Annotated in this window: 29 protein-coding genes; 15 read left to right on the top strand and 14 right to left on the bottom strand. The window is 52.0% G+C overall.

Annotated features, from left to right (window positions below):
- Positions 1-14: 14 nt before the first annotated feature.
- Positions 15-368: a helix-turn-helix transcriptional regulator gene (locus ED901_RS04795; RefSeq protein WP_056769964.1), complete on the top strand. Its 354-nt coding sequence runs from the start codon at positions 15-17 to the stop codon at positions 366-368.
- Here ED901_RS04795 and ED901_RS04790 read toward each other — a convergent pair.
- The gene (locus ED901_RS04790) at positions 365-1,282 is read right to left on the bottom strand and encodes a LysR family transcriptional regulator (RefSeq protein WP_205965072.1); all 918 of its coding nucleotides are present in this window, start codon (positions 1,280-1,282) and stop codon (positions 365-367) included. The two genes, ED901_RS04795 and ED901_RS04790, sit on opposite strands and share 4 nt — an antisense overlap.
- 122 nt (positions 1,283-1,404) lie before the next feature.
- On the opposite strand from ED901_RS04790, the gene ED901_RS04785 reads away from it, so the two are divergent.
- From ED901_RS04785 to ED901_RS04775, 3 genes are all read left to right on the top strand, one after another.
- Complete coding sequence (locus ED901_RS04785; RefSeq protein WP_122095082.1) at positions 1,405-1,989, top strand: chromate transporter; 585 nt, start codon at positions 1,405-1,407, stop codon at positions 1,987-1,989.
- The gene (locus ED901_RS04780; protein ID WP_056769958.1) at positions 1,989-2,507 is read left to right on the top strand and encodes a chromate transporter; all 519 of its coding nucleotides are present in this window, start codon (positions 1,989-1,991) and stop codon (positions 2,505-2,507) included. The genes ED901_RS04785 and ED901_RS04780 overlap by 1 nt, the downstream gene beginning before the upstream one ends.
- A gap of 193 nt (positions 2,508-2,700) precedes the next feature.
- Positions 2,701-5,382 (top strand): hypothetical protein, encoded by a 2,682-nt coding sequence (locus ED901_RS04775; protein WP_122095080.1) that lies wholly within the window; start codon positions 2,701-2,703, stop codon positions 5,380-5,382.
- Positions 5,383-5,461: 79 nt separating this feature from the next.
- On the opposite strand, the gene ED901_RS04770 is transcribed toward ED901_RS04775, so the two are convergent.
- Positions 5,462-5,749: a Bor family protein gene (locus tag ED901_RS04770; RefSeq protein ID WP_056769956.1), complete on the bottom strand. Its 288-nt coding sequence runs from the start codon at positions 5,747-5,749 to the stop codon at positions 5,462-5,464.
- A 256-nt stretch (positions 5,750-6,005) separates the two neighbouring features.
- On the opposite strand from ED901_RS04770, the gene ED901_RS04765 reads away from it, so the two are divergent.
- From ED901_RS04765 to ED901_RS04755, 3 genes are all read left to right on the top strand, one after another.
- The gene (locus ED901_RS04765; protein ID WP_122095078.1) at positions 6,006-7,967 is read left to right on the top strand and encodes a glycoside hydrolase family 3 protein; all 1,962 of its coding nucleotides are present in this window, start codon (positions 6,006-6,008) and stop codon (positions 7,965-7,967) included.
- A 384-nt stretch (positions 7,968-8,351) separates the two neighbouring features.
- Positions 8,352-10,469, top strand: coding sequence for a TonB-dependent siderophore receptor (locus ED901_RS04760; protein WP_122095076.1), 2,118 nt, complete (start codon positions 8,352-8,354; stop codon positions 10,467-10,469).
- A 360-nt stretch (positions 10,470-10,829) separates the two neighbouring features.
- Positions 10,830-11,750 carry a L,D-transpeptidase family protein gene (locus ED901_RS04755; protein WP_056771888.1) on the top strand — a complete coding sequence of 307 codons (921 nt, stop codon included), beginning with the start codon at positions 10,830-10,832 and terminating at the stop codon, positions 11,748-11,750.
- 527 nt (positions 11,751-12,277) lie between these two features.
- Here the strand turns inward: ED901_RS04755 and tcyN are convergent.
- The 7 genes from tcyN to ED901_RS04720 all read right to left on the bottom strand — a co-directional run bounded on the left by tcyN (position 12,278) and on the right by ED901_RS04720 (position 18,795).
- Positions 12,278-13,030, bottom strand: a complete 753-nt coding sequence (tcyN, locus tag ED901_RS04750) for an L-cystine ABC transporter ATP-binding protein TcyN (protein WP_056769950.1) — start codon at positions 13,028-13,030, stop codon at positions 12,278-12,280.
- A complete protein-coding gene (gene tcyL, locus ED901_RS04745; protein WP_056769946.1) occupies positions 13,027-13,695 on the bottom strand; it encodes a cystine ABC transporter permease in 669 nt (222 codons plus the stop codon). The genes tcyN and tcyL overlap by 4 nt, the downstream gene beginning before the upstream one ends.
- Positions 13,696-13,772: 77 nt before the next feature.
- Positions 13,773-14,573 carry a cystine ABC transporter substrate-binding protein gene (tcyJ, locus tag ED901_RS04740; RefSeq protein ID WP_122095074.1) on the bottom strand — a complete coding sequence of 267 codons (801 nt, stop codon included), beginning with the start codon at positions 14,571-14,573 and terminating at the stop codon, positions 13,773-13,775.
- 176 nt (positions 14,574-14,749) lie between these two features.
- Entirely contained in the window at positions 14,750-15,760 is a 1,011-nt protein-coding gene (locus ED901_RS04735) for a D-cysteine desulfhydrase (protein ID WP_122095072.1), read from the bottom strand.
- 177 nt (positions 15,761-15,937) lie between these two features.
- Positions 15,938-16,444: a flagella biosynthesis regulatory protein FliZ gene (gene fliZ / locus ED901_RS04730; RefSeq protein ID WP_056769939.1), complete on the bottom strand. Its 507-nt coding sequence runs from the start codon at positions 16,442-16,444 to the stop codon at positions 15,938-15,940.
- Between the two features lie 54 nt (positions 16,445-16,498).
- Positions 16,499-17,221: an RNA polymerase sigma factor FliA gene (locus ED901_RS04725; RefSeq protein WP_056769937.1), complete on the bottom strand. Its 723-nt coding sequence runs from the start codon at positions 17,219-17,221 to the stop codon at positions 16,499-16,501.
- Between the two features lie 290 nt (positions 17,222-17,511).
- Complete coding sequence (locus ED901_RS04720; RefSeq protein WP_122095070.1) at positions 17,512-18,795, bottom strand: FliC/FljB family flagellin; 1,284 nt, start codon at positions 18,793-18,795, stop codon at positions 17,512-17,514.
- A 255-nt stretch (positions 18,796-19,050) separates the two neighbouring features.
- On the opposite strand from ED901_RS04720, the gene fliD reads away from it, so the two are divergent.
- From fliD to ED901_RS04695, 5 genes are all read left to right on the top strand, one after another.
- Positions 19,051-20,481: a flagellar filament capping protein FliD gene (gene fliD, locus ED901_RS04715; protein WP_122095068.1), complete on the top strand. Its 1,431-nt coding sequence runs from the start codon at positions 19,051-19,053 to the stop codon at positions 20,479-20,481.
- Between the two features lie 11 nt (positions 20,482-20,492).
- A complete protein-coding gene (gene fliS, locus ED901_RS04710) occupies positions 20,493-20,930 on the top strand; it encodes a flagellar export chaperone FliS (protein WP_122095066.1) in 438 nt (145 codons plus the stop codon).
- Positions 20,905-21,267: a flagella biosynthesis regulatory protein FliT gene (fliT, locus tag ED901_RS04705; protein WP_122095064.1), complete on the top strand. Its 363-nt coding sequence runs from the start codon at positions 20,905-20,907 to the stop codon at positions 21,265-21,267. The genes fliS and fliT overlap by 26 nt, the downstream gene beginning before the upstream one ends.
- 353 nt (positions 21,268-21,620) lie before the next feature.
- Positions 21,621-22,325, top strand: a complete 705-nt coding sequence (locus ED901_RS04700) for an AraC family transcriptional regulator (protein ID WP_238485097.1) — start codon at positions 21,621-21,623, stop codon at positions 22,323-22,325.
- 142 nt (positions 22,326-22,467) lie between these two features.
- Entirely contained in the window at positions 22,468-22,644 is a 177-nt protein-coding gene (locus ED901_RS04695) for a GhoT/OrtT family toxin (protein WP_013575783.1), read from the top strand.
- Positions 22,645-22,710: 66 nt separating this feature from the next.
- On the opposite strand, the gene ED901_RS04690 is transcribed toward ED901_RS04695, so the two are convergent.
- Complete coding sequence (locus ED901_RS04690) at positions 22,711-22,869, bottom strand: YqaE/Pmp3 family membrane protein (protein ID WP_072158030.1); 159 nt, start codon at positions 22,867-22,869, stop codon at positions 22,711-22,713.
- 71 nt (positions 22,870-22,940) lie between these two features.
- Positions 22,941-23,195 (bottom strand): hypothetical protein, encoded by a 255-nt coding sequence (locus ED901_RS04685; RefSeq protein ID WP_056769914.1) that lies wholly within the window; start codon positions 23,193-23,195, stop codon positions 22,941-22,943.
- A gap of 406 nt (positions 23,196-23,601) precedes the next feature.
- Between ED901_RS04685 and ED901_RS04680 the strand changes: the two genes are divergently transcribed.
- Complete coding sequence (locus ED901_RS04680) at positions 23,602-23,877, top strand: hypothetical protein (RefSeq protein ID WP_056769912.1); 276 nt, start codon at positions 23,602-23,604, stop codon at positions 23,875-23,877.
- 90 nt (positions 23,878-23,967) lie between these two features.
- Here ED901_RS04680 and ED901_RS04675 read toward each other — a convergent pair whose 3' ends face one another.
- Positions 23,968-24,237, bottom strand: coding sequence for a hypothetical protein (locus ED901_RS04675; RefSeq protein ID WP_056769909.1), 270 nt, complete (start codon positions 24,235-24,237; stop codon positions 23,968-23,970).
- A 142-nt stretch (positions 24,238-24,379) separates the two neighbouring features.
- Between ED901_RS04675 and ED901_RS04670 the strand changes: the two genes are divergently transcribed.
- A complete protein-coding gene (locus ED901_RS04670; RefSeq protein ID WP_056769906.1) occupies positions 24,380-24,580 on the top strand; it encodes a hypothetical protein in 201 nt (66 codons plus the stop codon).
- 68 nt (positions 24,581-24,648) lie between these two features.
- On the opposite strand, the gene ED901_RS25040 is transcribed toward ED901_RS04670, so the two are convergent.
- Positions 24,649-24,822: a hypothetical protein gene (locus ED901_RS25040; protein ID WP_162997812.1), complete on the bottom strand. Its 174-nt coding sequence runs from the start codon at positions 24,820-24,822 to the stop codon at positions 24,649-24,651.
- A gap of 329 nt (positions 24,823-25,151) precedes the next feature.
- Between ED901_RS25040 and ED901_RS04665 the strand changes: the two genes are divergently transcribed.
- Positions 25,152-25,616, top strand: coding sequence for a GNAT family N-acetyltransferase (locus tag ED901_RS04665; RefSeq protein ID WP_122095616.1), 465 nt, complete (start codon positions 25,152-25,154; stop codon positions 25,614-25,616).
- A gap of 48 nt (positions 25,617-25,664) precedes the next feature.
- Here ED901_RS04665 and ED901_RS04660 read toward each other — a convergent pair whose 3' ends face one another.
- Positions 25,665-25,904, bottom strand: coding sequence for a hypothetical protein (locus ED901_RS04660; RefSeq protein ID WP_056771880.1), 240 nt, complete (start codon positions 25,902-25,904; stop codon positions 25,665-25,667).
- Between the last annotated feature and the right edge of the window lie 46 nt (positions 25,905-25,950).

The raw sequence follows: 25,950 nt of genomic DNA, 5'->3' as shown, positions 1-25,950 counted from the left end.
AAGAGGATAGTCCGATGATAGCCAATCACCCCGAACGCGAGCAGATCCGCCTCGAAAATGTCCTGACTGCGCTGGGTAATCCGTTACGTCTGGCCGTGGTGCGCACGCTGGCAAAAGGCGGCGAACATCCGTGCGGAACATTATTGCAGGGCCTGTCGAAATCGACGCTGACTCACCACTGGCGCGTATTGCGTGACAGCGGCGTGATCTGGCAACGTCCGGATGGCCGCGCCAACTTACTTTCACTGCGCCGCGACGATCTGGACGCCCGCTTCCCCGGCCTGCTCGATTCCCTGCTTAACGCCATCGAATCCGACGGCATTACGCTGGAATCCACCCAGAAACATATCTCCGAGCAACACCTTTAATTTTCCGCCAGTTGCGATTTCACCAGCGAACAGAACGTATTAATGATAGACGATCCGTGGCTGTCCTCCCGCCGGGCGAGATAAAGCGGTGCGCTGAGTTTTGTGGTGGCATCGAGAGGCAGAAACACCACGCCGTCGCCACCGAGGCGGGTCATCGAAGCGGGCACAATCGAAATGCCCAGCCCTGCGCCCACCAGACTCAGACACGACGTCAGCCGTGGCGCTTCCTGCACAATGTGCGGGCTGAAACCGGCGCGGACATACGCCGCCAGTATTGCATCGTACAGCCCCTGCCCGGCGCGCCGCCGGTACAGCACAAAAGGCTCGTTACTCAGTTCTTCCAGTTTTAAAGGCTGGTCGCCCGGCTGAGAGGCCAGCCGGTGTCCCGCCGGAACCGCCACCCACATCGGTTCTTCCAGCACTTTTTCCATCTCTAATTCCGGCATATCTTTTACGCGCATGCGCACAAAAGCGACGTCAAGCTGCCCGGCCACCACGCCCGCCAGCAGCTCACCGCTGCCATTTTCCTCAAGCAGGGTGCTGACCGACGGATAAATTTCGCGATACCGGCGCAGCAGCGCGGGCACAAAGGTATGCAGGGCAGCAGAGCTGGTGAACCCGATGCGGATCCGCCCCTGTTCGCCCAGCGCCGCGCGTTGCATCGCAGCGTTCAACTGGTCAGCCCGCGCCAGCACGGCACGGGCTTCGTTTAGCAACACTTCACCGGCCTCGGTCGGGATCACCCCGCGCGGCAAACGCTGTAACAAGGCCACGCCGAAATCCTGTTCCAGCCCCTGCAACAGACGGGTCAGCGGGGGTTGCTGGATAAACAGCAATTCTGCGGCGCGGGTAATGCTCCCGGCCTCGACAACGGTCACGAAGGCATTCAGACGTTTCAGCTCAATCATTGCCATACTCTCCGGGTATCGGTATTTACTATTATAGGCATTAGACATCATGGCACGTCGGCGCGCATGATCCTCAACAGAATTTACGCCTTTGGCATCATTGAATTACATTTAGGGAGAGTGCAGCAATGGCCGACTGTTCACAGGAAAAAATCATGCTCGATCTGGAAGAACACACCGCACCGCACCCCGATTGCGGACAACTGTTTATGGGCTTTTTCGTCCTCGGGCTGACCGGGTTTGGCGGCGTTCTGCCAATGGCACGACACATGCTGGTGGATAAACGCCGCTGGCTGACTGCCGATCAGTTCACCGAGTTGCTCGGGCTGTGTCAGTTTCTGCCGGGCGGCAATATCATCAACTTGTCCGTTGCGCTGGGGATGGAGTTTCGTGGCCTGCGCGGTGCGCTCTCGGCCATTCTGGGGCTGATTCTGGCGCCGACACTTTGCGTGGTATTGCTCGGCCTGATTTACGCACGCTATCAAAATGAACCGCTGGTGGAGCATCTCTTTGCCGGAATGGCGGCAGCGGCAGCGGGTTTACTGCTCTCAACCGGCATAAAAATGCTGGCTCCGCTGCGCGGAAAATGGCTGCAACTGGCGCTGGTCGCGGCGGGCGTAGTGGCCATCGCCCTGTTTCGTATACCGATGCTGCCGGTCATGCTGGTGCTGGCACCGGTCAGTATCTTCATCTGCGCAAAAGGGAAATTCTGATGACGGTTTTATTCTCGCTGGCCCTGTTGTTCACTGAACTTTCCCTGCTGGCCTTCGGCGGCGGGAACACTATTTTGCCGGAAATGCAGCGTGCAGTGGTCGATGTGCATCACTGGATGAGCGCGCAGGAGTTTAGCGCCCTGTTCGCCCTGGCGCAGGCAGCACCCGGCCCGAATATGATGATCGTACCGCTGATCGGCTGGCAGGTGGCGGGTTGGTCCGGGCTGCTGGTGTCATCTCTGGCGAAGTTTGGCCCGTCATCCATCGTCACGCTTATCGTGATGGGCGGGTGGAAACGCTACAAAGACCGGCCATGGCGGCAGGTGATCCAGCGCGGGCTGGTGCCGGTCACCGTCGGGCTGGTGGTATCGAGCGGATTGCTGATCGCCGAAGCGTCCGCCACCACCGCCCTGATGGGCGGCATTATCGTGGTGTGTACCCTGCTGGCGATGAATAAACGCATCCACCCCCTCTGGGTGCTGGCCGCCGGTGCGTTGCTGGGGCTGGTATTGGGTTAAAAGCACAACATGATAAATAAACATTTTACGCGGTATAATACCGCGTAATTTTTTTAAAATTCAGATGTGTGATGTTTTTAGATTTAATTAAACCATTTTATTTTATTCTTCCACTCCCTGTCATTACCTTATCCCTGCGTTCATGGACAGCTTATAACGCTGTCCATTTTATTATCAAAACAAGGATATTATAATGACGGATAATATTTATACCCCTCAATTAAAAATCATGGGTGCACGTACCCAAACTGCAACCGGTTATTTATTTACGCGCCGCCGCCTGGTGGTGTTAGATAATACCACTCTTGAACCTGTGGTCGCACAATGGTGTTATGAAGGCGAATCGGATAAATCGGTTGGCAGCAGTTTCGTCGACACTCAGCCGCAGAAAAAATTATACGTCACGGCTGAAAATTATATGGGCCGGGTGCCCCTGAATGTCAGCAATATTGACGGCAATTATTTCGCAGTCACCGCGCGCAAAAATGACGGGGAAGTGACGGCCTGGGGGCTAACCACCTGCGGCGGTGTCCCTCCCGTCAGCGAGCGCAATCATGATGTTGTCGGCTTCGCCACCAGCAATCAATCCGTGTGCGCCCTCAATGCGCAGGGTCAGGTGTTCTCCTGGGGCTTTAAAACGCAAACAGGCGAGGAGATGGCAGTCCCGGAGAGTGTCGCCGCTCTCACTGATATCATCAGTATTAAAGGGACTGACTCGGCCATGGCAGCATTGCGCAGTACAGGGCAGATCGTCGCATGGGGGGTGAAAATCAACGGTGCCGAGGTGCCGGTCCACATCGCATCGCTCACCGATATCGTGGACATTCAGGCCACTTCCGGTGCATTTGCCGCCCTTCGGGCTTCCGGCCACGTGGTCGCCTGGGGCAGTGAGGACGAGGGCGGAAAACTTAGCGATGAACTCGCTTTGCTCAGCGATATTGTTGAAATCCAATCCAGTTCTCACGCTTTTGCGGCCCGCAGGGCGAACGGTCAGCTCATTGCATGGGGCGATCCGGCCTATGGCGGCCTGTTACCGCTGGACATTGCCCTGCTCACCGATGCCGTTCAAATCACGGGCTCACTGAATAGTTTCGCCGCCCGCAGCGCATCAGGCCACGTGGTCGCCTGGGGGAACAGTCAGCCTGTTCCGGCACACATTAAATTACTGGATGATATTGTCGATGTACAGATGACCGATGCCGCAGTCATTGTTCTACGCGCTAACGGTGAGGTCGCCGCTTGGGGCGATAATACTCAGGGGGCAGAAGTTCCGCAGAGTTTAAATAATGTTGTGGCCATTACTGCTTCCTCAAACGCCGTAGCTGCCCTCAAAAGTGACGGCCGCGTAACAGGCTGGGGTAAATATTCCACTGACGGGCTGGCATTATCGCTTACCGATATTCTCGCGGTGTATACCAATCGCGAAAGTTTCTTTGCCATCAAAAATGATAATACCCTCGTGGCCTGGGGAAATAAGGGCAGCGGCGGGGATACCGCCAGCGTACCGGCTGATTTACAGGGGAATATAAGTTATTACGGACCTTCCGGAAAATTAAAGGTTATGGGGGCGAGAGAACAGTACAACTGTCTGGTGGCACTCGACACAGAAACATTACAACCCGTTAAAGCCTTATGGCGATATGAGGGAGAAACTGAATCAACCGAAGCCATTTATTTTGTAGAATCTCGTGAATTTTCGAAATTGTATGTCAGTCAACATAATTACAGTGATGTTGTCAGACTAAACATGAAAAATATATCATTCTGCGGCCCATGTGACTTTGCCGCAATTAACACCATGAACGAAGCCGTTGGTTGGGGGCAAGCTTCAAGTGGTGGTTATCGTCCCGTCGGCACCCGGAATGAAAATATTATAAATATTGCTCATGGTGCGAGTAACTACTGCGCACTCAATAAATCCGGGCAGGTATTTGCGTGGGGAAATCAAACCAGTGGCGGTCCAATTCCAGCTGAAATATCCGAACTTACTGACATCACCAGGTTATGTTCAAGTTCTGAAGGTTTTTTAGCGCACAGAGCTAATGGCCAGATCGTTGGATGGGGTAGAGAATATTATAGTTTCCCAATCCCTGAACAGATATTAGCACTGACGGATGTTATTGATTTCTACAGAGGTTCAAATTGTTTTGCGGTTTTACGTAAAACACATCAGATTGCTGCGTGGGGGAATTTATTTTTTGGTGGCTCGGTACCCGAAGCCATTTCTTCAATGACAAATATTAAAGAAATCGAAACAGGCGTGGGTTTCACTGCTCTTACCTCAGAGGGAAGTGTGGTCGCGTGGGGTGATTCAGGCACAAGTGACCTTTCGCCCGAAATTGCAGAGTTAACCGATATCACCCGGGTGCGGAATTTGGGACATTCCGCCATTGCTTTCCGGGCTAATGGTCATATTGTTGCCTGGGGGCATCCGCAATATGGAGCTGTACTTCCTGAAGATATTGCAACCCGCAATGATATTATTGATGTCCAGCTCGCAGGTAATACTGTCATCGGGCTCTTAACAAATGGAAAGATTGTCGCATGGGGAGATGAAGGCTCATTGGCCTATCAGGTGCCTGAAAATCTCAACAACGTAGTATCCATACGAGCAAGTACTGACAGCGTTGTTGTCTTAAAAGCAGATGGTACAGTAATCACTTGGGGGAATAGCCAATACGGTGGGGACTCCAGTCTTATAAAAGATAAACTGGTCAATGTTCGTGCTATTTATGCCAATGCGGGTGGGTTCTGCGCACTTAAAAATGATAATACTGTAGTGACCTGGGGCCATATTATCCCAAATACTGCAGGTGAAACACTCGTACCCGCGACAATTCAGGGAACCCTCTCTTATGAGGCAACGGATAATTAAATATCATTAATTTCTGTTTGTTTGCCGTTAACAGCCGCCCTTAACATCGGGCGGCTTTATTATTTACAGCCAGCGCGAATTAAGAACAGAATACGCGGGCTTCACGCGGGGTATAAATACCAAAGGTCACCAGCCCCAGCAGGCCGTTGACGAAAGTTTGTTGGGTTTCAACGCGAACCACTTTATCCGCACCACCGCAGACTTTCGCTGCATCGATGGATTTCTTCTGACCAATACCGCTGACGAAGAAGTGATGTGTGGTCACTTGCTTAGGCGCAGTGGCAATACCCTGACCCATGTTGAAAGTTTGCTGTGCACAGCCGGATAACAGAACGGCAACGGCCGCCGCAAGAATAACCTTTTTCATGACAATCCCTTTAATAGAAGACCCTAATGGTCAATACGTATCGATATCAGTCTGCCGGTGCGCCCTGTAAAAAACGGGCGGGATCAGCAGATTCAAGGGTGTTATCGGAAGACTGACGGAAAAATTTAGGCTAAAGACTGAAAACAGTGCATTTATTGTGGTTTTTTAATTGCGAACCCGATCTCAGCATCTTTCCAAGATATAGCGTATTGATGATTTATTGAGTTTCTATATATATCAATCGTTAAGGATGATAATGAAAACGACACCTCTGAGCCTTGCCATTTCTGCCCTTCTGCTTTCCACTGCTGCCGCCTCCGCCAATGATACCCCGCCCGAACTCAGCCAGCGTGAAGTCACCCTGCTGACCGTTGACGGCTTGCCGTTCAAAGACCTTAACCGTTCCGGGAAACTGGAACCTTACGAAGACTGGCGGCTGACCCCTGAAGAACGCGCTGCGGATCTGGTAAAGCGTATGACGCTGCAGGAAAAAGCCGGCGTGATGATGCACGGATCGGCACCGACGGCCAACAGCCCGATCGGCGCTGGCACGCATTATGATATGGCGGCAGCGGAGAAAATGATTTCCGGTGCCAGGGTGAACAGCCTGATCACCCGGCTGTCAGCGGAAGACCCGGCGGTGATGGCGGAAGAGAACAATAAATTACAGCAAATTGCCGAAAAGACGCGGCTCGGTATTCCGGTCACCATCAGCAGCGATCCGCGTAATTCTTTTGAGTATCTGATTGGCGCCAGCACCTCTTCCGGTAAATTCACCCAGTGGCCGGAAACCTTAGGGCTGGCGGCCATTGGCAACGAGAAAGTCACCCGCCGCTATGCCGATATCGTGCGTCAGGAATATCTGGCCGTCGGCATTCGTGAAGCGCTCTCGCCGCAGGCCGATCTGGCAACCGAGCCGCGCTGGGCGCGCATCAGCGGCACCTTTGGCGAAGATCCGACCCGCGTTCACAACATGGTGCGCGGCTACGTGGAAGGCATGCAAAACGGCGCCGACGGTCTGAATCAGGGCAGCGTGATTTCGGTAGTGAAACACTGGGTCGGCTACGGCGCGGCGGAAAACGGCTACGACAGCCACAACGTCTATGGCAAAAATGCCGTCTTTCCCGGCAACAATCTGAAAGAGCATATTTATCCGTTCACCGGCGCATTTGAAGCCAATGTCGCCAGCGTCATGCCGACTTATTCGATCCTGAAAGATGTTTCCCTGGAAGGCAAACCGCTGGAACAGGTCGGTGCAGGGTTCAGTCATCAGTTGCTCACCGATATTTTGCGCGGGCAATACGGCTTTAAAGGCGTGGTGCTGAGCGACTGGCTGATCACCAGTAATTGCGAAGGCGAATGTCTGAACGGTTCACCGCAAGGCAAAGACCCTGTGCCGGGCGGCATGTCCTGGGGCGTTGAAACCCTGACACCGCAACAGCGTTTCGTAAAAGCGGTGCTGGCAGGTGTCGATCAGTTTGGCGGCGTGACCGATTCACAGCTGCTGGTTAACGCGGTGAATGAAAAGCAACTGACAGAACAGCGCCTAGATGAATCTGTCGTGCGTATTCTTGAACAGAAATTCCGCACTGGCTTATTTGAAAATCCGTACGTCGATGTGCAAAAAGCCGTGCAAACCGTGGGTCGTGCCGACTGGCAGAAAGAAGCAGATTCAGCGCAAGGGCATTCTCTGGTGTTACTGCAAAACACCGGTGACACATTGCCGCTGAAGAAAGGCCAGAAAATCTGGCTGTACGGCATCGCACCACAGGCCGCAAAAGCCGCCGGTTTCACCGTGGTGGATACGCCGGAAAAAGCGGATATTGCGCTGATCCGCGCTCATGCGCCGTATGAACAACCGCATAAGGCCTGGTTCTTTGGCAAACGTCATCATGAAGGCTCACTGGCCTATACCGATGATAATGCGGATTATCAGGCGATTGTGAAAGCCAGCAACGCGGTGCCGACGGTGGTGACCGTTTATCTCGATCGCCCCGCCATTCTCACCAACGTGAATGACAAAGCGAAAGCCATTATCGGCAACTTTGGTGTCAGCGATGCGGTGCTGTTTACCCGCCTGACCAGCACCGAAGCCTATACCGGCAAACTGCCGTTCGAACTGCCCTCCTCCATGGATGCCGTGCTCAGACAGAAATCAGATATGCCGCACGACAGCGAAAACCCGCTGTTTGATATTGGCTTCGGGCTGGCACGTTAACCTGCTGCTTCCCTTAAGAATGTCCCGTCTTTTGGCGGGGCACGCTTCAGCGGGTTTGTCTGACACATTGCCATTCACCCGCCACCTGCCCGGCCACTACGTCGTCTTCCCTGCCCTAAACTGCCCGCCTCAAAACCATAAAAACCATCAGATTCATGCGGATAAAAATGCGTCACTTCACACTTTTGTCGTAAAGTTCCCTTGAATTTGTAAAATAATAATGATAACAATTATCATTAAGTTTAACATTCGTCTCGTTTTCGTCATCACCCGCCTTATTCAGGACGGGCTTTCGTGCGGAACGCTGTTGGCTTCTGGGCTTATTTACACACGCATCAATTAATTACTCGATTATTAATCGGGTTATTTATAGGGACTATTAATATGTTGTTGGCTTTTCCCCTCAAACGCTCGGTGCTTTTGTGCGCCATGGCCGTCGCTATTCCGGCTTCCTCTTTGGCCGCCGAAGATACCGTGGTCATCAAAGCCTCTCAGGCTGATACCGCAGATGCACCGACGCAGGGTTACAGCGCGAAAACGTCTAAAAGTGCGACCAAAACCGATCAGCCACTGATCACCACAGGTCAGGCCGTGTCCGTCGTGACCCGCCAGCAAATGGACGACCAGAACGCCACCACCGTCAATGCCGCGCTGAACTATACACCAGGCGTGTTCACCAACTTTGCGGGCGGCGCAACGCGTTATGACACCATTTCCCTGCGTGGCTTCCACGGTGGTGACGTCAACAACACATTCCTCGATGGCCTGCGTATTCTGAGCGATGGCGCAAGCTATAACTCCATTCAGGTCGATCCGTGGTTCCTCGAACGTATTGATGTGGTGAAAGGGCCGTCCTCTGCCCTTTACGGCCAGAGCATTCCCGGTGGCGTCGTGGTTGAAACCACCAAGCGTCCGCAGTTCGCGGAAGAAGGCCATTTCCGTCTGTCCGGCGGGACGCAAAACACCAAAGGTGGTGCGTTCGATTACACCAATGCGATCAACGACCAGTGGGCATTTCGTCTGACCGGCATGACCCGCAGCAGTGATACGCAGTATGATCACCAGCGCGAAGAGCGTTATGCGATCTCCCCGCAGCTGATGTGGCAGCCGGATGAAAATACCTCCCTGTTACTGCGCGCCTACCTGCAAAAAGATCCGTCCGGCGGTTATCACGCCGCGGTTCCTGCCGACGGCAGCCTGTATGGACAGAAACTGAGCCGTGGATTCTTCGACGGCGAAACGGATCGTAACCAGTTCAAACGCTGGGAGCAGATCTACAGCTACGAATTCCAGCATGCGTTTAACGACGTCTGGTCCTTCCGCCAGAACGCCAACTACACCCATTCCAATACCGAACTGGATCAGGTGTATCAGGCTGGCTGGAACGCAGACCGCACGTTGATGAACCGCTACTATTCCGGTGAGAAATCCTCACTGGACACCTTCGCGATTGATAACCAGCTTGAAGCCGATTTCGCCACCGGCGAACTGGCGCACAAAGTGGTGCTGGGCTTCGACTATTCTCACTTCGTCAATGATCTGAAATCTGACGGCGCCATCGCAGGCACGCTCAACCCGTACACCGGTGTTGGCAGCGATGCGCTGGACTATTACAGCCTTTCTCGCGGCAAAAACCGTTACGAGCAGATGGGCACCTATCTGCAGGATGAAATGAGCTGGAACAAGTGGTTCCTGACCCTGTCCGGCCGTTACGACACGCTGAAAACCGACAGCCGCAGCTACGAAAGTATCTATGGCAAAGAAAGCAGCAGCGAGCGTAAAGACAGCCACTTCAACAGCCGCGCTTCCCTGTTGTATGCCTTTGACAGCGGGATTTCCCCGTACGTCAGCTACAGCCAGGCGATGACGCCATCGGCCCTGCCAGGCTCTGATGGCACGCTGCTCAAGCCGATGCAGAGTGAGCAGTACGAAGCGGGGATCAAATATCAGCCGGTCGGCACGTCCGATATGTACAGCGCGGCACTGTATGACCTGACGCAGGATGACGTGGGTAACCGCGTAGTGGTCGGCAGCTATTATGAACCTGCGGGTAAGATCCGTTCACAGGGCCTGGAGCTGGAAGCCAAGAAACAGGTGACCGAGCGCTTCAACGTGATGGCCGGTTATACCTACAATAAAGTGCGTATTCGCGATGCCAGCCAGAATAACGGCAACACGCCATACGTGACGCCAAAACAGATGGCGTCTATCTGGGGTCAGTACAATACGCCGGTGGGTGTGGATCTGGGCGCGGGTGTACGTTACATCGGCACACAATGGGCGGATAACGAAAATACCCGTCACATGCCTTCCGCGACGCTGGTTGATGCATCACTGCGTATGAATCTGGTGCAGTTTAATCCGCAGCTGAAAGGCGCATTCGTGCAGTTGAACGCCAATAACCTGTTCGATAAGAAATACGTCGCTGCCTGTTACGGCACCAGCTATTGCTACTGGGGTCAGGAACGTACCGTGGTCGCGACCGTGGGTTATGATTTCTGATAGCTAAACGTGTTGAAAGAACCCTGAGAAATCAGGGTTTTTTTATGCCCTGAAATCGCCTGCCACAACAGACCTGGCAAGCGTTTCTGGCCGCGCAGAACGGCTTAATTGTGAAGGAATTGTGTGAAGATCCACAAAAAATGCCTTCGGCGCAGGGAACTTTTCCAACAGCGTGAGAAAGCTTTGGCCTGTTTGAAATAAATCCTTATAATTAGCGACCCTGAAATGTGATTCGTTACACATACTGAGTCTCATTAAAGTGCCTGTGAACGTACACTGTTCCTCCGGTTGAAAGCAGGCCGGGGGGAAATCAACATCCTGACAACAACTGCCAGTGTGGCATTAACGACCAACGAAAATATGAAAATGAGCATTCGCGCGATAGTTACCCTGGTTTTGGCAGTTGCTGCATACAGCCAGGCATCTTTTGCTGTGGTTTATCCTCTTCCGGCGAACAATGGTCGTCTGATCGGTGAAAATATCACGGTCACTGTTCCACAAGGCAGCAGCCTGCCTCTGGAACATTTTGCAGCGCAATACCAGATGGGTTTGAGCAACATGCTTGAAGCTAACCCTGGCGTTGACCCGTTCCTGCCAACCCCTGGCACTGTGCTGACGATCCCACAGCAGTTAATTCTGCCGGATACGCCGCATGAAGGTGTTGTCATCAACAGCGCAGAAATGCGTTTGTACTACTACCCGAAAGGCACCAATACCGTCGTTGTTCTGCCAATCGGTATCGGCGAACTGGGTAAAGACACCCCGCTTAACTGGGTGACCACTGTTCAGCGTAAAAAAGCCGGTCCGACCTGGACACCAACGGCAAAAATGCATGAAGAATACGCGGCACGCGGCGAATTCCTGCCAGCCGTCTTCCCTGCCGGCCCGGACAACCCGATGGGTCTGTACGCGCTGTACGTGGGACGTCTGTATGCCGTTCACGGCACCAACGCTAACTTCGGTATCGGTCTGCGCGTGAGCCACGGTTGTGTGCGTCTGCGTGATGCTGACATCAAATGGCTGTACGACAACGTGCCGCAGGGCACCCGCGTTCAGTTCATTAACGAGCCGGTGAAAGCCACGGTTGAGCCAGACGGCAAGCGTTATGTTGAAATCCATAACCCGCTGTCTTCCAACCAGGAAGAATTTGATTCCCAGCAACCGATTCCAATCAGCCTGACGGGCAGTTCAAATGCCGTGGCGATGGATCCGAGTGTGAATCAGACTGTGGTTCAGCGTGCGATTGAGATGCGTGCCGGGATGCCGGTTCAAATCAACTAAGCGTAAGGCCTGGAGTGGTGTGAGAATTTGGAAAGCCCCGAAAATTTTTTCGGGGCTTTTTTTTGGGGATTTTTTGCTCCTCCACGGCAAAGGGGAGGAACTGTCCGGGTTGTTTTGAAATGATGGCAAGCTGTTTACTTTTCTCATCCTGAGCAGGTGAAGTTGTGACCTTAAAAGCCTCTGGCCGCGTTCAAAAATCACGCCGCAGGAAGAGGTGGAAAACCGCGAGGATTTTTGCGCGGGTTGTAACCCGACCGGAGGGAACCGCGCAGCGGCGGGATTTTGCGGCAATAGGAGGAGTTTCTGAAACGGAGCCTGGATGCATGGCACGTGTTTTAAAGAGCCCGGGATTCTCAAGGGTGGTGGCGACAGACCACCCTTGAGGCCAGTTTGGGCGGCAGCCCAAGGTCTTGACCTTAAGGCCGGTTTGGGTGGCAACCCAAGGTCTTGACCTTAAGGCCCGTTTGGGTGGCAACCCAAGGTCTTGACCTTAAAGCCAGTTTGGGTGGCAGCCCAAGGTTTTGAATTTAGTGGGCGAGGAACTTCTCCAGAAACTGCTTAGTTCTCGCGTGCTGCGGATTCGAGAACAACTCCTTCGCAGGCCCCTGCTCGACGATCTTCCCCTGATCCATAAAGATCGCCCGGTCCGCTACGTCTCGCGCAAAGCTCATTTCATGAGTGACGATCACCATCGTGCGGTGCTCGAGCGCCAGGGCGCGGATTGTGTTGAGCACTTCGCCAACCAGTTCCGGGTCGAGGGCTGAGGTCGGTTCGTCGAACAAAATGACTTCAGGCTCCATCGCCAGTGCACGGGCTATCGCCACACGTTGTTGCTGGCCGCCCGATAAACGGCGCGGATAAGCATCCTCTTTGCCGCTCAGGCCGACTTTCTCCAGCAGCTTGCGCGCGGCGGCTATCGCTTTCTCTTTCGGTTCACCCTTCACGATGACCGGCCCTTCAATGATGTTTTCCATCACGGAACGGTGCGGGAACAGATTAAAGTTCTGGAAGACAAACCCGACCTGCTGACGCAGTTCACGGACTTTGTTTTTTTGTTTGCTGATGGGCTTGTTGCCATCAATTTCGATGTTGCCCACTTTGATGGTGCCGCCGTCCGGCTCTTCCAGCAAATTGATACTGCGCAACAACGTGGTTTTACCGGAACCACTTGGGCCAATAATCGCCACAACTTCGCCAGCGTTGACCTGCAAATCGATACCGTGCAATACCGTTTGGCCGTTGAATTTCTTAGTCAGTTGCTTAACGTCAATGGTACTCATGAAGGCTCCTGATCCTGACGGTTAACGCGGTCTTCCAGACGGTTTTGCAGGAAGGATAATACGGTCGCCAGCACCCAGTAGATGATCGAGGCGGCCAGATACATGGTGAACACTTCCAGCGTGCGCGAGGTGACCAGTTGCGCCTGGCGGAACAGTTCCGGCACCTGAATGGTCGCCGCCAGTGAGGTGTCTTTCACCAGACCGATAAAACTGTTGCCCAGCGGCGGCAGCGCGGTGCGGGCGGCCTGCGGTAAAATCACGCGGCGCAGCGTCTGCCACGGGTTCATGCCGATACTGGCAGCAGCTTCCCACTGCCCTTTTTCGATCGACGAAATCGCCGCACGCAGGGTTTCAGAGGTGTAAGCCGCGGTATTAAGCGACAGGCCGATCATGGCAGCCGGAATAGGATCCAGCTCAATGCCAAACTGCGGCAGGCCGTAGTAAATCATAAACAGTTGCGCGATAAGCGGCGTACCACGAAACACGGACACGTAAAAACGTGACAGCCATGACAGCGGCCAGAAACGCGAAAGGCGCATCAGCGCCAGCATAAAGCCCAGTAATAACCCGAAAATCATCCCGCCGAGACTCAGCTGGAGCGTAAACAGGGTGCCCTTCAATAAAAATGGTGCTGAATCCAGCACCAGTTGAATACTTTCTTGCATCCGATAAAGACCTTCTGGATGTTCGCTCTGAATGGATCCGGGGCGGCGTTATATGCCGCCCCGGTCATAGTGAGCGATTATTTGGTGACGTCAGCCCCGAACCATTTTTCAGAAATCTTGGTCAGTGAGCCGTCTTTCTGCATATCAGCAATGGCTTTGTTAATCGCAGCCAGCAGTTCCGGGTTGTTCTTACGCAACGCCACGCCTGCTTCCAGACGGGAGAACGGCGCACCCGCAACGGCTAAGGTATTGCCGGTTTTCTTGACCAGATCCAGCGCGGCCAGACGGTCCACCAGAATGGCGTCGATACGGCCTACGCGCAGATCCTGGTATTTTGTCGGGTCATCATCATAGGTACGAATATCCACGCCCTGAACATTTTCACGCAACCACTGCTCGTAGTTACTGCCCAGACCCACGCCTACTTTCTTACCTTTCAGATCTTTAGGTTTAGCAAAATTGGCCTCATTGCCTTTTTTGGTCAGCGCCTGAATGCCGGAAACGGTGTACGGCGTGGAGAAATCATATTTCTTCTGACGCTCCGGGGAAATCGTCACCTGGTTAATCGCCACGTCGATACGTTTAGATTCCAGGGAAGCCAGCATACCGTCCCACTTGGTCGGTTGCAGCTTAGCTTTCACGCCCATGTGCTGCGCCAGCGCATCTGCAAATTCCACTTCAAAACCGGTCAGTTTGCCGTCTTCACCCTGAAAACTGAACGGAGGATAGGTGCCTTCCAGCCCGACGATCAGCGTGCCGCGCTCTTTAACTTTCTTCAGTAAACCTTCATCGGCGAAGCTGTTGCTGACCATACCGGCAGTCAGCGAGACGGCGACAGCACCCAGAAGTAAACGACGACGCAGTGTAGAAAAAATCATATTCACCTCATTTATAGTTAATTATAAAACGTTATATACCCAATGAATTTGCGCACAGTAGCACCCGCCGCAACAGTTATCAGGAATATAATTCTATAATCTTAGCTCAAAATGGAATAAGCACACGTTAAGCCATCAACACCCTCTTTTCCACCCATCACAACGATAAGTCATGCCTATACAAAAGGGTGATAAGCAAAGAGTGCCGGAGCCCCGCCGGTGTGAATAAACAGGATCGGGCCTTCGTCCGGGAACAATCCGCGCTCAATACCGTCAAGTAGCCCCGCCATCGCTTTGCCGGTGTAAACCGGATCAAGTAACATCGCTTCCTGTTCTGCCAGCAGTTTGATCGCCGCCATTCCGGCGTCATTAGGCTCACCGTAGCGCGGCGCAAAATACTCATCCCATAAAACAATCGTTGGCGATGTGTCGTCAAACTCTAAACGGGCCGCCACTTCCCGCGCAATGGCCTCGACTTTCGGACGTTGCCCATGCGCTTTACGTGACACTGTAACGCCAATCAATGCCGTGTCCGGCATCAGATGGCTGAGGGCGACTGCCAGCCCCGCGTGAGTTCCGGCGCTGCCGGATGCAACCACGACGGCGCTGAAATCCACAAAACTGGCCGAGGACTGCTCGGCGATTTCCAGCGCACACTGAACATATCCGAGCGCACCCAGCGCGTTCGAGCCGCCCACCGGCACGATGTACGGACGAAAACCCTGGGCTTCCAGACGCTCTGCCTGCTCTGCCAGCTGCGCCATCGGGTCGTGCAACGCATCGCACATCACCACTTCGACGTTAAACAGATCCAGCAACAGACGGTTGCCATTGGTCAGATAGTTAGCTTCTTGCGTGCCGATAGGATTTTCCAGCAGCGCGACGCATTTGAGGCCAAGCTTCGCTGCCACAGCGGCGGTCTGACGAACGTGGTTAGACTGAATCGCGCCTGCGGTGACTAACGTATCTGCGCCTTCTGCCAGCGCATCGGCCACCAGATATTCCAGTTTTCTCAGCTTGTTACCGCCCATCGCCAGCGGCGTGACGTCATCACGTTTGATGTAAATATCGCGCCCCAGATGTTCTGAGAGGCGGTGTAATTTCTCCAGCGGGGTGCTGTTACCCAGTAAATCGAGACGATCAAAGGCATCCAGCCGGTTTTTAAGCAATGAAATTTTAGCAGGCACAATGTTCCCCTGACGCGCAGCCGCATCGCTGAGCGAAACCGTAAATGTGGATTATTAGGATATGAAAGGAGCGTAATGATGAAGTATATAAAGAATGTATACAAACTGTAGACAAAAAAACAGGCTCCCGGAGGAACCTGTTTGTGGTGTTACTTCGTCAGTCTGTGCTGAACAGTCTCAGGCTGATTTCTGCCAGGCCAGATACTGATCGTATTTGCGCAAGGCAATACGGTAGTTATCATGCGCCGCCACCGGCAGATCACTGATGATCCGCTGGTGGATACTGTCCCCTTTCAGTTTATCGAGAGGATAGTTATTGGCAGACAGGATGTCATCCAGACGGCGGAGGCGGACAACGTATTCGCGCACCGTGCTGTGATTCATTTCAGTCTGTTCAAACAGATATTGCTTAAACGCCATAATGTCAAAATACGACGAATGGCTGTTACAGCTAATCTCACTGCAAAAACGACACAGAGCGGTCAGTTCTTGCGACAGGTTTTGCCACACGTCATCATCAATAGGCTGGTCCATCTTAGCGATGGCCTCTTTATTAATGATTTGCCCGCGAAACACCAGCGCCATCCTGTCGAGTTCTTTTGCGCACTGTGAGCAGTGAGTCTGACTGTGTTTAAAATCTTTAAGATAACGGCTTAAAGGCCTTGTTTTGATTCCCGCTGGCATAAATTTATTCCTGATAAGGGACATAAAATGTATAACCGGCCAGGAAAAAGCGGATCAGTGGTCGTTAGCCAGGCGCGTTCGCAATCGCTTAATCGCCTGACTGTGCAGCTGGCTTACGCGGGATTCCCCGACTTCCAGCACTGCCCCGATCTCTTTTAAATTCAACTCTTCCTGGTAGTAAAGCGTAAGAACTAACTTTTCCCGTTCTGGTAACGCATCGATAGCTTCCATCACCCGGTGGCGTAAATTGCCCTCCAACAGATGATGTAACGGGTTGGCCTCTTCGTGCCCTTCCATCAATGCCTCGGCTGAATCGCCGTGCTCTTCACGCCACTCGTCATAAGAAAACAACTGGCTGCTGTTCGTATCCATCAGTATTTGCCGGTATTCCTCGATGGGAATATCCAGCGCCTGCGCCACCTCTCCTTCACTCGGTGGTCGCCCTAAACGTTGTTCTGCGTGATGCATCGCCTGGGAGACTTCACGCGCATTGCGTCTGACGCTGCGCGGCACCCAGTCGCGGCTGCGCAGCTCATCGAGCATCGCCCCGCGAATTCGCTGGACGGCGTAAGTGGTAAACGCCGTACCCTGCATTGCATCAAAACGCTCAACCGCATTTAACAGGCCGATGCCCCCCGCTTGCAGTAGATCATCAAGCTCTACGCTGGCGGGAAGCCGTACCTGCAAACGCAGGGCTTCATGGCGCACCAGCGGTACATAGCGCTGCCACAAAGAATTTTTGTCTATCACGCCGTCGGCGGTATACAGATCGCTCACTGTCGTAACCTGTAAAATTAAGGGTCTGTATCATTGTGACAGTGGAAACCCTGTTCAATCGGCAGAATAAGGACAAAAAAGCGCGGCTATTTTGATTATGTCTCGAACATTGTCCTCGCGGCACCCTTTTGTACGCCGCTCACAATAGCTCATTTTGTGATCAAAACATAAAGATTATCCTAAATTATACCAGCCGGCGCGAAGAAGGGATTCAGAATAATCGTAAGTTTTGGTTAAAAAAAACCCCGCCGAGGCGGGGTTGGACTGTGTTTTTCGGGTTATCCGAAAAATTAGCCTTGCAGCAGGGTCAGTACGGACTGAGGAACCTGGTTAGCTTTAGACAATACTGAAGTACCAGCCTGTTGCAGGATCTGCGCTTTAGACATTGCAGAAACTTCAGTCGCGTAGTCAGCATCCTGAATACGGCTCTGTGCAGATGCCAGGTTAGTCGTGGTGTTGTCCAGGTTGGTGATGGCAGAATCGAAACGGTTCTGAACCGCACCCAGAGATGAACGGAAGGTGTCCACTTTAGCGATTGCAGCGTCGATTGCTTTCAGTGGGTCTGAAGTTGCAGTACCGGTATAAGCATTGGCGTTAGCAGCATCAGAGATATCACCGATGGTGCTGGCAACGTTTGCAGTACCGGTAGCGCCGCCGTCAACGATAGCAGCAGCTGCAGTTTTGTAGTCTTTACCCTGTACTGAAACATAACCCACTGCTGCGCCAGTAGCATCAGCGCCAACTTTAACCAGTTTGCCAGTCTGAGTACCTGCAGTCACACCGTTAGTCGTGTCAGTGTAAGAAACATCAGTGGTGTTCAGTGTTACAGCACCAGTAGTATCATCTACAGAAGCTGCATAGTTGTTGGTACCATCAGAAACAACGTAAGTTGCAGTCGCTGCGCCAGCTGCAGTCTGAACGTTTTTCAGAGACAGTTTGCTTGCGTCCAGGCCCAGAGAAGTTGCAGCAGAAGACAGGTTAACATCTTTCAGGGAGCCGCTTGCGCCAACCTGAGTGATAGCATCGCTGGTTTTCAGTGCGTTTTTAGAAACAGAGAAACCGTTCAGACCCAGAGTAGTGGAGTCAATTTTCTGCAGGTCGATGTCGATAGTCTGACCGTCGTTTGCGCCAACCTGGATTTTCATGGTCTGGTTAGAAGCCAATACGTTCACGCCGTTGAACTGAGTCTGACCAGATACGCGGTCGATTTCAGACAGACGGGATGTGATTTCGTCCTGGATTGAGGTCAGGTCGGAATCGGAGTTGGTGCCGTTAGCAGCCTGAACGGACAGCTCACGAATACGTTGTAAGTTGTTGTTGATTTCGCTCAGTGAACCTTCAGTGGTCTGCGCAACGGAGATACCGTCGTTGGCGTTACGTGAAGCCTGAGTCAGACCGTTGATGTTTGAAGTGAAGCGGTTAGCAATCGCCTGACCCGCTGCATCGTCTTTCGCGCTGTTGATACGCAGACCAGAAGACAGACGCTCGATTGCGGTGCTCAGTGCAGACTGGGATTTGTTCAGGTTGTTCTGAGTCATCAGAGACAGCGTGTTGGTATTGATTACTTGACCCATGAGTGTATTCCTTCAAAGTCTGGTTAAGGGGTTCGGGCTTATTGCCCACGGCGTTCATCACCGTCCAAACTTGTATCGGCGATACTCCAGCAACCTTTAGAATTATTTCTCAAAAAAGCTCACTTTCTTACTTTGAGAATTACCCCTCCTTATACCGGCTATTCACGCCATTACTTTTTGTTGCAATCCATTAAACTTTTTCTCCGTCGTGCCGATAGGGCTTAAAGACTCTTATACAACCCGTAAAGGATACATATGGCCACTATTTCTTCATTAGGCATCGGTTCAGGCTTAGACCTTAATACCCTGCTTGCTAACCTGACGACCGCAGAAAAAGCACGCCTGACCCCTATCAGCGCCGCGCAAAGCAGCTACAGCGCCAAATTAACAGCCTATGGCACGATGCAAAGCGCATTGCAGACCTTTGCTGACGCTGCGACCGCGTTGTCATCGACGAATACTTACGGCGCGACCACAGCCACATCGAACAACACAGCGGCATTCAATGCCACGACGTCCGCCGGTGCCGCCCCAGGCAAATATTCCCTGTCTGTGACCAGCCTCGCCTCGTCTCAGTCTTTAGTTTCTGCCACACAAGCCAGCAACACCACTGCGCTGGGCGCCACGACCACCGGTAACTCCCGTACACTGACCATTAGCCAGGGCGATGGCAGTAAACCGCTGAGCATTAACCTGACCGATTCACAAACCTCCCTGACCGGTGTTCGCGATGCGATCAACAAAGCCGGCGGCGGTGTAACGGCCAGTATCGTGAAAGTCACCGACAGCAGCTACAAATTAGTGCTGAGCGCGAATAACACCGGTACCAATTCAGAAATGACCGTCAGCGTGACCGGCGATGACCAGTTGAATAACATTATTGGTTATGACTCTTCCACCGGCACTGGCGCGATGACGGAGAACGCAGCCGCAGCTAATGCGAAACTGACGTTCAATGGCATCGATCTGGAACGTCAAAGCAACACCATCAGCGACGCGCAGGACGGCATTACCTTAAGTCTGACCGGTACGACCACCACGCCAGCCACACTGACGGTGACCAAAGACACCGGTACAGCCACCACCGCGATCCAGACCTTTGTTGATTCCTACAATGCGTTGCAGGATACCTTCACCAGTCTGACCAAATTCACCGCGACCGCGACTAACTCGGACACCGCGGACACCACCAACGGCGCCTTGCTGGGTGACAGCGCCCTGCGCACTATCCAGACACGTCTGAAATCCGCGCTGGGTGCGGCTTCCGGTTCCGGCACTATCACTTCCCTGTCCAATATTGGTATCACCACCGATCCGGATACCGGCAAGCTGGAAATTGACAGCGCAAAACTGAAAACCGCGCTGACCGATAACACCAGTGCTGTGCAGACGATGATGGTGGGCGACGGTAAAACCACCGGCGTGATGACCAATATCACAAACCTGAACAGCGGTTTCCTGAATGCCAGCACCGGCACCATCGCCAACGCAGAAACCGCGGTTAACGCCACGCTGAAAACGCTGACCACCCAGTACAACAAGGTCAACGACAGCATCAACACCACCATTGCCCGTTATAAAACGCAGTTCACTGCGCTTGACGTTGCGATCCAGAAGCTCAACAGCACGGCGGATTATCTGACCAAGCAGTTCGATGCAATGTCCACGTCCAGTTCAAGTTCGTAAGGAAGAAGATTATGTATAACGCTAAAGGAACCCAGGCCTACGCACAGGTAGGTTTAGAAAGTGGCGTAATGAGTGCCAGCCCACATCAGTTAGTGGTGATGTTATTTGACGGGGCGCGCAGCGCCCTTATCCGTGCCGGCATTTTTATGCAGCAGGGAAATATTGCCGATAAAGGCAAAGCGCTCTCCAAGGCCATTAATATTATCGACAGCGGACTGAAAGCCGGAATGAGCCGTGAGAAAGGCGATCCTGATTTAGTGGATAATCTGGAAGCGCTCTATTCCTATATGGTTCGTCGTTTATTACACGCTAATTTACACAACGACCAAGAAGCCATCACGGAAGTGCTGGGCTTACTTGAAAATATAGCCGATGCCTGGCGGCAAATCGGCCCAAACTATCACCCGTCGCAGGACCACTATAATGGATCAACATCAGTATCTGGTTAATGAATATCAACTGATCCTGACTTTAAGCGAGCAGATGTTGCGGCTGGCGAAAGAAGAGAAATGGGATGAGCTGGTCGAGCTCGAAGTCAGTTATCTGAAAGCCGTGGAAGCGACCACCACGTTGCCGGTATCAGAAAGCACATCAATGGTTATCCAGTATGAAGTACGCCGATATTTGCGTCAGATTCTGGACAATGAAAATACCATTAAAACGTTATTACAAGCGCGGATGAATCAACTGACCGAGCTGATTGGACAGTCGACAAGACAACAACAAGTGAATATGACTTACGGAAAGATAGATCTCCGTTCGATCGCGTTTGGCGATCGCCAATAATTATTACTTTTGTTTTATTTTATATTGTTCTATTTTATCCAATATTTCTTGTACATACTAAGGTTTCAGAGGCAGAGAGCACACAGCTGCCAGGGCTAATTCTCTCTGTCTCCTTCCCTGACTTTCGCCTCAACCGGTGACCGGTTTGTATTAGTAACAAAGTCGCGCAACGTTTGTTTATTACAGACAGCAGGTCGCCGTCGTCGTCATATTCGGGCATCATCAACATGGTACGTAAAATAAAAGTCACCCCAGGAATAGGATCGACCTCGTTGCTTATTCAGCACAGTGAACTTTTTATTCAAGATGTGTATATCGACAAACCGCAATTACTCCTGATTCAAAATGGAAGTATGACGATAACTTACCAGGATCAGGAAATTTCGCTGCAAACAGGTGAAATGCTGGTGCTCAACAGCGGGCAAACGCTGGGTCTGAAACATCAGTTATCCGATAACGGCCCGTTCAGCTGCGCCATCATGGCATGGGATCCGACGCTGCTGGCCGATGCCGGCCTGCACACTCAGGCATTTAAACCGCCGCTGATTACCGTCGATCATATGCAGGTGATCCCCCACGTCCCCAGCGCCTTCAAGCAAAGTTTCACCGATACCCATAACGCCATTTTGTGGCATCACGGCCTGCCTGCGCCGATCACCCGCCACCGGATGCTGGAACAATTATTATGGCTGTCACAACTCGGTGTGCGCTATTCCCTGCATCACAGCGAAAGCGTGACCCAGCGGGTGCGCGAATTGCTGGTGAATAATCTGCATAAAACCTTCACGGCGGCAGAGGTGGCGGAACAACTGATGATGAATGAGGTGATGCTGCGACGCCGTCTGGCGGCGGAAAACAGCGTATTGCGCAATGTGATGATAGACGTGCGTATGACGCATGCCCTGCGCCTGTTGCAGTGCACGGATCTGGCGATTTCACACATCGCGCATCAGGTCGGGTATGAAAGCGGCTCACGCTTTGCAGAACGCTTTCGCAAACGTTTCGGTTTCGCGCCTACCGCCATCCGCGGGCATTTGCGCGCCTTGTCAGTGCACTGATCCAGCACAAGTCATGTTCAATAACAATTGATGTCAAATGCTCACAACGCAAATCCATGCGTAACATCACACAATAATTGATTACCAGATGTTAACGGATTACCATACCCGCCGGTTTTTTGTGAATGGTCAGGGGTTGGTTGTGCATGTTTGGTGGGAAGTGATTAAAACGATTTACTGGGGCGGGCTGGGTATCGCCGTGCTGTTCACCCTGCTGGTGAGCCGCGATACGATTAAGATCAGATTGTTAACGTCCGGCATTATTGGATTTACCTGGCCGATGAGCCTTCCGGTGGTACTTCTCTTCTCTCTGTTCTGACCTTCCAAAAAGAAAACCCGGCATTCACCGGGTTTTCAGAAACATACTTTTTGAATCTGTGTGCTGTTATTTGCGCGTCTGAACCCAAAAACCGTGGATCAGACCCGGGAAGTAGCCCAGCAAAGTCAGTAAAATGTTCAGCAGAAATGCCCCGCCGAAACCGTTACCTATCAATACGCCTAATGGCGGCACCAGAATGGTGATCAATACTCTCCAGAATCCCATTTTTTATCTCCCTTTGGTTATCATGATGTTAATGATAGCCCAGCAAAGATATTGCAGACATAAGAAGAAACCTAATTGATCAGTTCGAGCATCACTTCCACATCACGCCGGGTCTTTTCCAAAATCTCCACATCACCCTGACGGTATTCTGCATCGCTCACCTGATGGATCTGGCGCATCTGCCATCTCACCTGATTTTTCTGCTCTTCGGTCATGCTCCGGCACATCACAATAATAAAATTGCGCAGCATCAGATGTTGCATAGCCGTTTCTTCAACGTGTTTATTGACCGACATGACCAAATCGACAACCTGATTCTCTGCCATTGCTGTTCCTGCTGGAGTGAAAGATTCAACAGCGCCACAGTAGCATGGCGGATCCCGCGGCAATGCCGGTAGCTGAGACGATTAACCCCGCTAATTCGGCGCGTAGAATTTACCGGCGATATCGAAACCCACAAGAAAAAAACCGGCAATTTCAGCAGCCTGAACGGTTTAAAACACATCACAAAAATCATCTAAAAATAAAAAAGTGATTCTCATCACATTTCGGCGTTTTTCTCGGCCCAATGCTGTGATCTACTCTATAGTTTACGTATAAAAAATAGGATGTCCGGGCGGTACGTTACGCCTCTTGTTGTCTCTCTTGTTTTGCTTTTTGGGTACGAAATTCCAGGTAGATCCCTTGTAGTCAGGACAATTACCCCATCATATTTGGGGTTCAGGAGGCAGTATGTCGGAATATCATTATTTACTGGTTGGCGGAAGCCGCGACGGACAACGGCATGTTGATGCGTGCCATCAGTTCTCGTTGTGTTTCTGGGAAGATGCATCACAGCACAGGGATCGTGAGTTTTACGGAAAGCGTAACGAACGTTACAAAGTGAATCCGGAGAAAGGCGTTGACGGAAAATGGTACCTGGTCGGTTATTGTGGCAGTTGCTCGAAAATTCCTGCCGATGAACTGACAAACCAGGCACACACCAAACACGTTAAGCCAATGATGTAACTGCGGTTATATCAGATGTGACGAGTGCAAAGTAAAATGTAAGCAGTCCCTTAAGACCCCGCCCTGAAAGCGGGGTTTTGTTTTAGGGGTTCAGGATGCAGTCCCCTGAATATTACCTGCAAAGAACGCCACCTGCCCGCCCAGCTTAAAATGCCCCTCCTCGTGCCCTTGCCGGCCAAGCGGGGCAATACGCACAATCTCCCCTTCAAATTCACCGTCCAGAATACGGGTGATCGCCACATCCAGCTGATAGCTGGCAGGATGCACGCCCACCGGGAAAGTGAGTAATTTCACACGATCACCCACCTCAAAACGGGTTAACAGCGGCAAAGGTGCCTGTTCGAATAAGTCCTGATCCATCGGTGACTCCTTGTTTTTCAGTAGGATTAATTAGAGGATAGGCCATGTTGCGTCGTTTTGCAGAAACCCGGCGTGAGGCACTTCTCTCTTTTAACAACTTTTCAGAAAACGCTTTTCAGACACTCAGCGTAAGGAACGTAACGTGACCAAATTGACACCCCAGCAATGCATCATCCTGACCGGTTTTACCGGCATTCTGCACGGAGAGTTTGAATGGTTTCACGAGGATCTGGAAAAACGTCTGGGTCGCGATGTACAGACCTCAGAACTGGGTTATCCGGAGTTTATTCAGGAATGCCGGGAATTGTACGAGGAAGATTTTAACGCGCTGATGCCGGACTGACGGCGGTAACGCAGAACGTCGGTGAGAGGCCGGGCGGGCAGCAACGTGCGCCCTGCCCGGCCATGCAGTTAAGGTTTTATTATCCCGCGAATATAGTTCTCATTCACTTTGATAACATTACCTGTTTCCACATTCATCACCTGATATTGCACGGGTGATACCTCAGTCAAAATTGCGACAACTTCAAACAAACCTGGTGTAAAAGTAAGCGTGACAAAAACGCCAACAGGATAGACGGTCATGATTTTATCCTTTATTCAAACACTTATAACGTGTTTCATTTATCTCACAGCGCCATTTTAACGTGAATTACTCACCGTGAGTTATTGCATTATATCCGTTTATTACAGTGGAAGAATATGAGGTAAAAGAGACGGGTAAGACAGATAAAATGCTCATGATTTGATCAATTCAGATAACTCTGACAGACGTGGCGAAGAGTTCCTCATATATGACCGTTTTCTTACATTACCCTGTCCTGCACTCAGGCTGCTGCCCTGCCAGTCCCTTGTTTTCGGTGCGATTTCAGTTAAGAATATAAATCCATAATGTTGCAATGAGAGCCCACGCCGTGAGTGCCCAGATTTTCGAAACCGATGTCGCCCACCCGCATTTAGCCCGTCTTATCGCCGAACTGGATGCTTACCAGTACCCGCTCTACCCGCCGGAATCCTTTTACGGGGTCAACATCACGGAGCTCAGTGAAGGGGAAATCACCTGTTTTATGGCGCGCGTCGATGATGACTGGGCGGGTTGCGCCTGTCTGTACATCTCCAAAAATAGCATTGCGGAAATGAAACGGGTGTACGTGAATCCGCTGTTTCGCGGGCAAGGTGTTGCCTCGTTGCTGATCGAGGCCATGGAGAAAAAGCTCAAAACGCTGGGGCATAAAGATCTGTATTTAGAAACCGGCGTGTTTCAGGAAAAAGCCATCACGCTGTATGAGAAACTCGGGTATGCACGCACGGAGGCATTTGGCGACTACCGGCAGGCACCGGATCCGCTCAGCGTGTTTATGATGAAAACGGTGGCGTAGCAAAGTGCTCCATAACACTGTCAGCATGGCAGTGTTATGGAGACTGTATCACATCAGTACGTTGCTTTTGGTGGCAGGCAGGTCATTGGAGGGAATGACCCATTTCTTGAGTGTGATAATAAAAAAATTCTTACCCTTGGTGATTTTGGCACCGCGGTCGCCGCATTCCAGCGCGAGTTTAAAAAACTCATCACTGTTAATACTAAAAGCCAGTTCGACTTTTTTTACCATACCGGAATTCAGCAGGTCTTCGGCTTCGTGCAGGGATTTGGCCTGAATGACTGACATAAATACCTCGAGATAGCTGACGGACATTGTGAAGTTGCCCGTCTAC

This window comes from Rahnella sp. Larv3_ips (assembly GCF_003697865.1).
Lineage (GTDB): Bacteria > Pseudomonadota > Gammaproteobacteria > Enterobacterales > Enterobacteriaceae > Rahnella > Rahnella rivi.
This window is presented reverse-complemented; position numbering and strand designations above follow the sequence as displayed.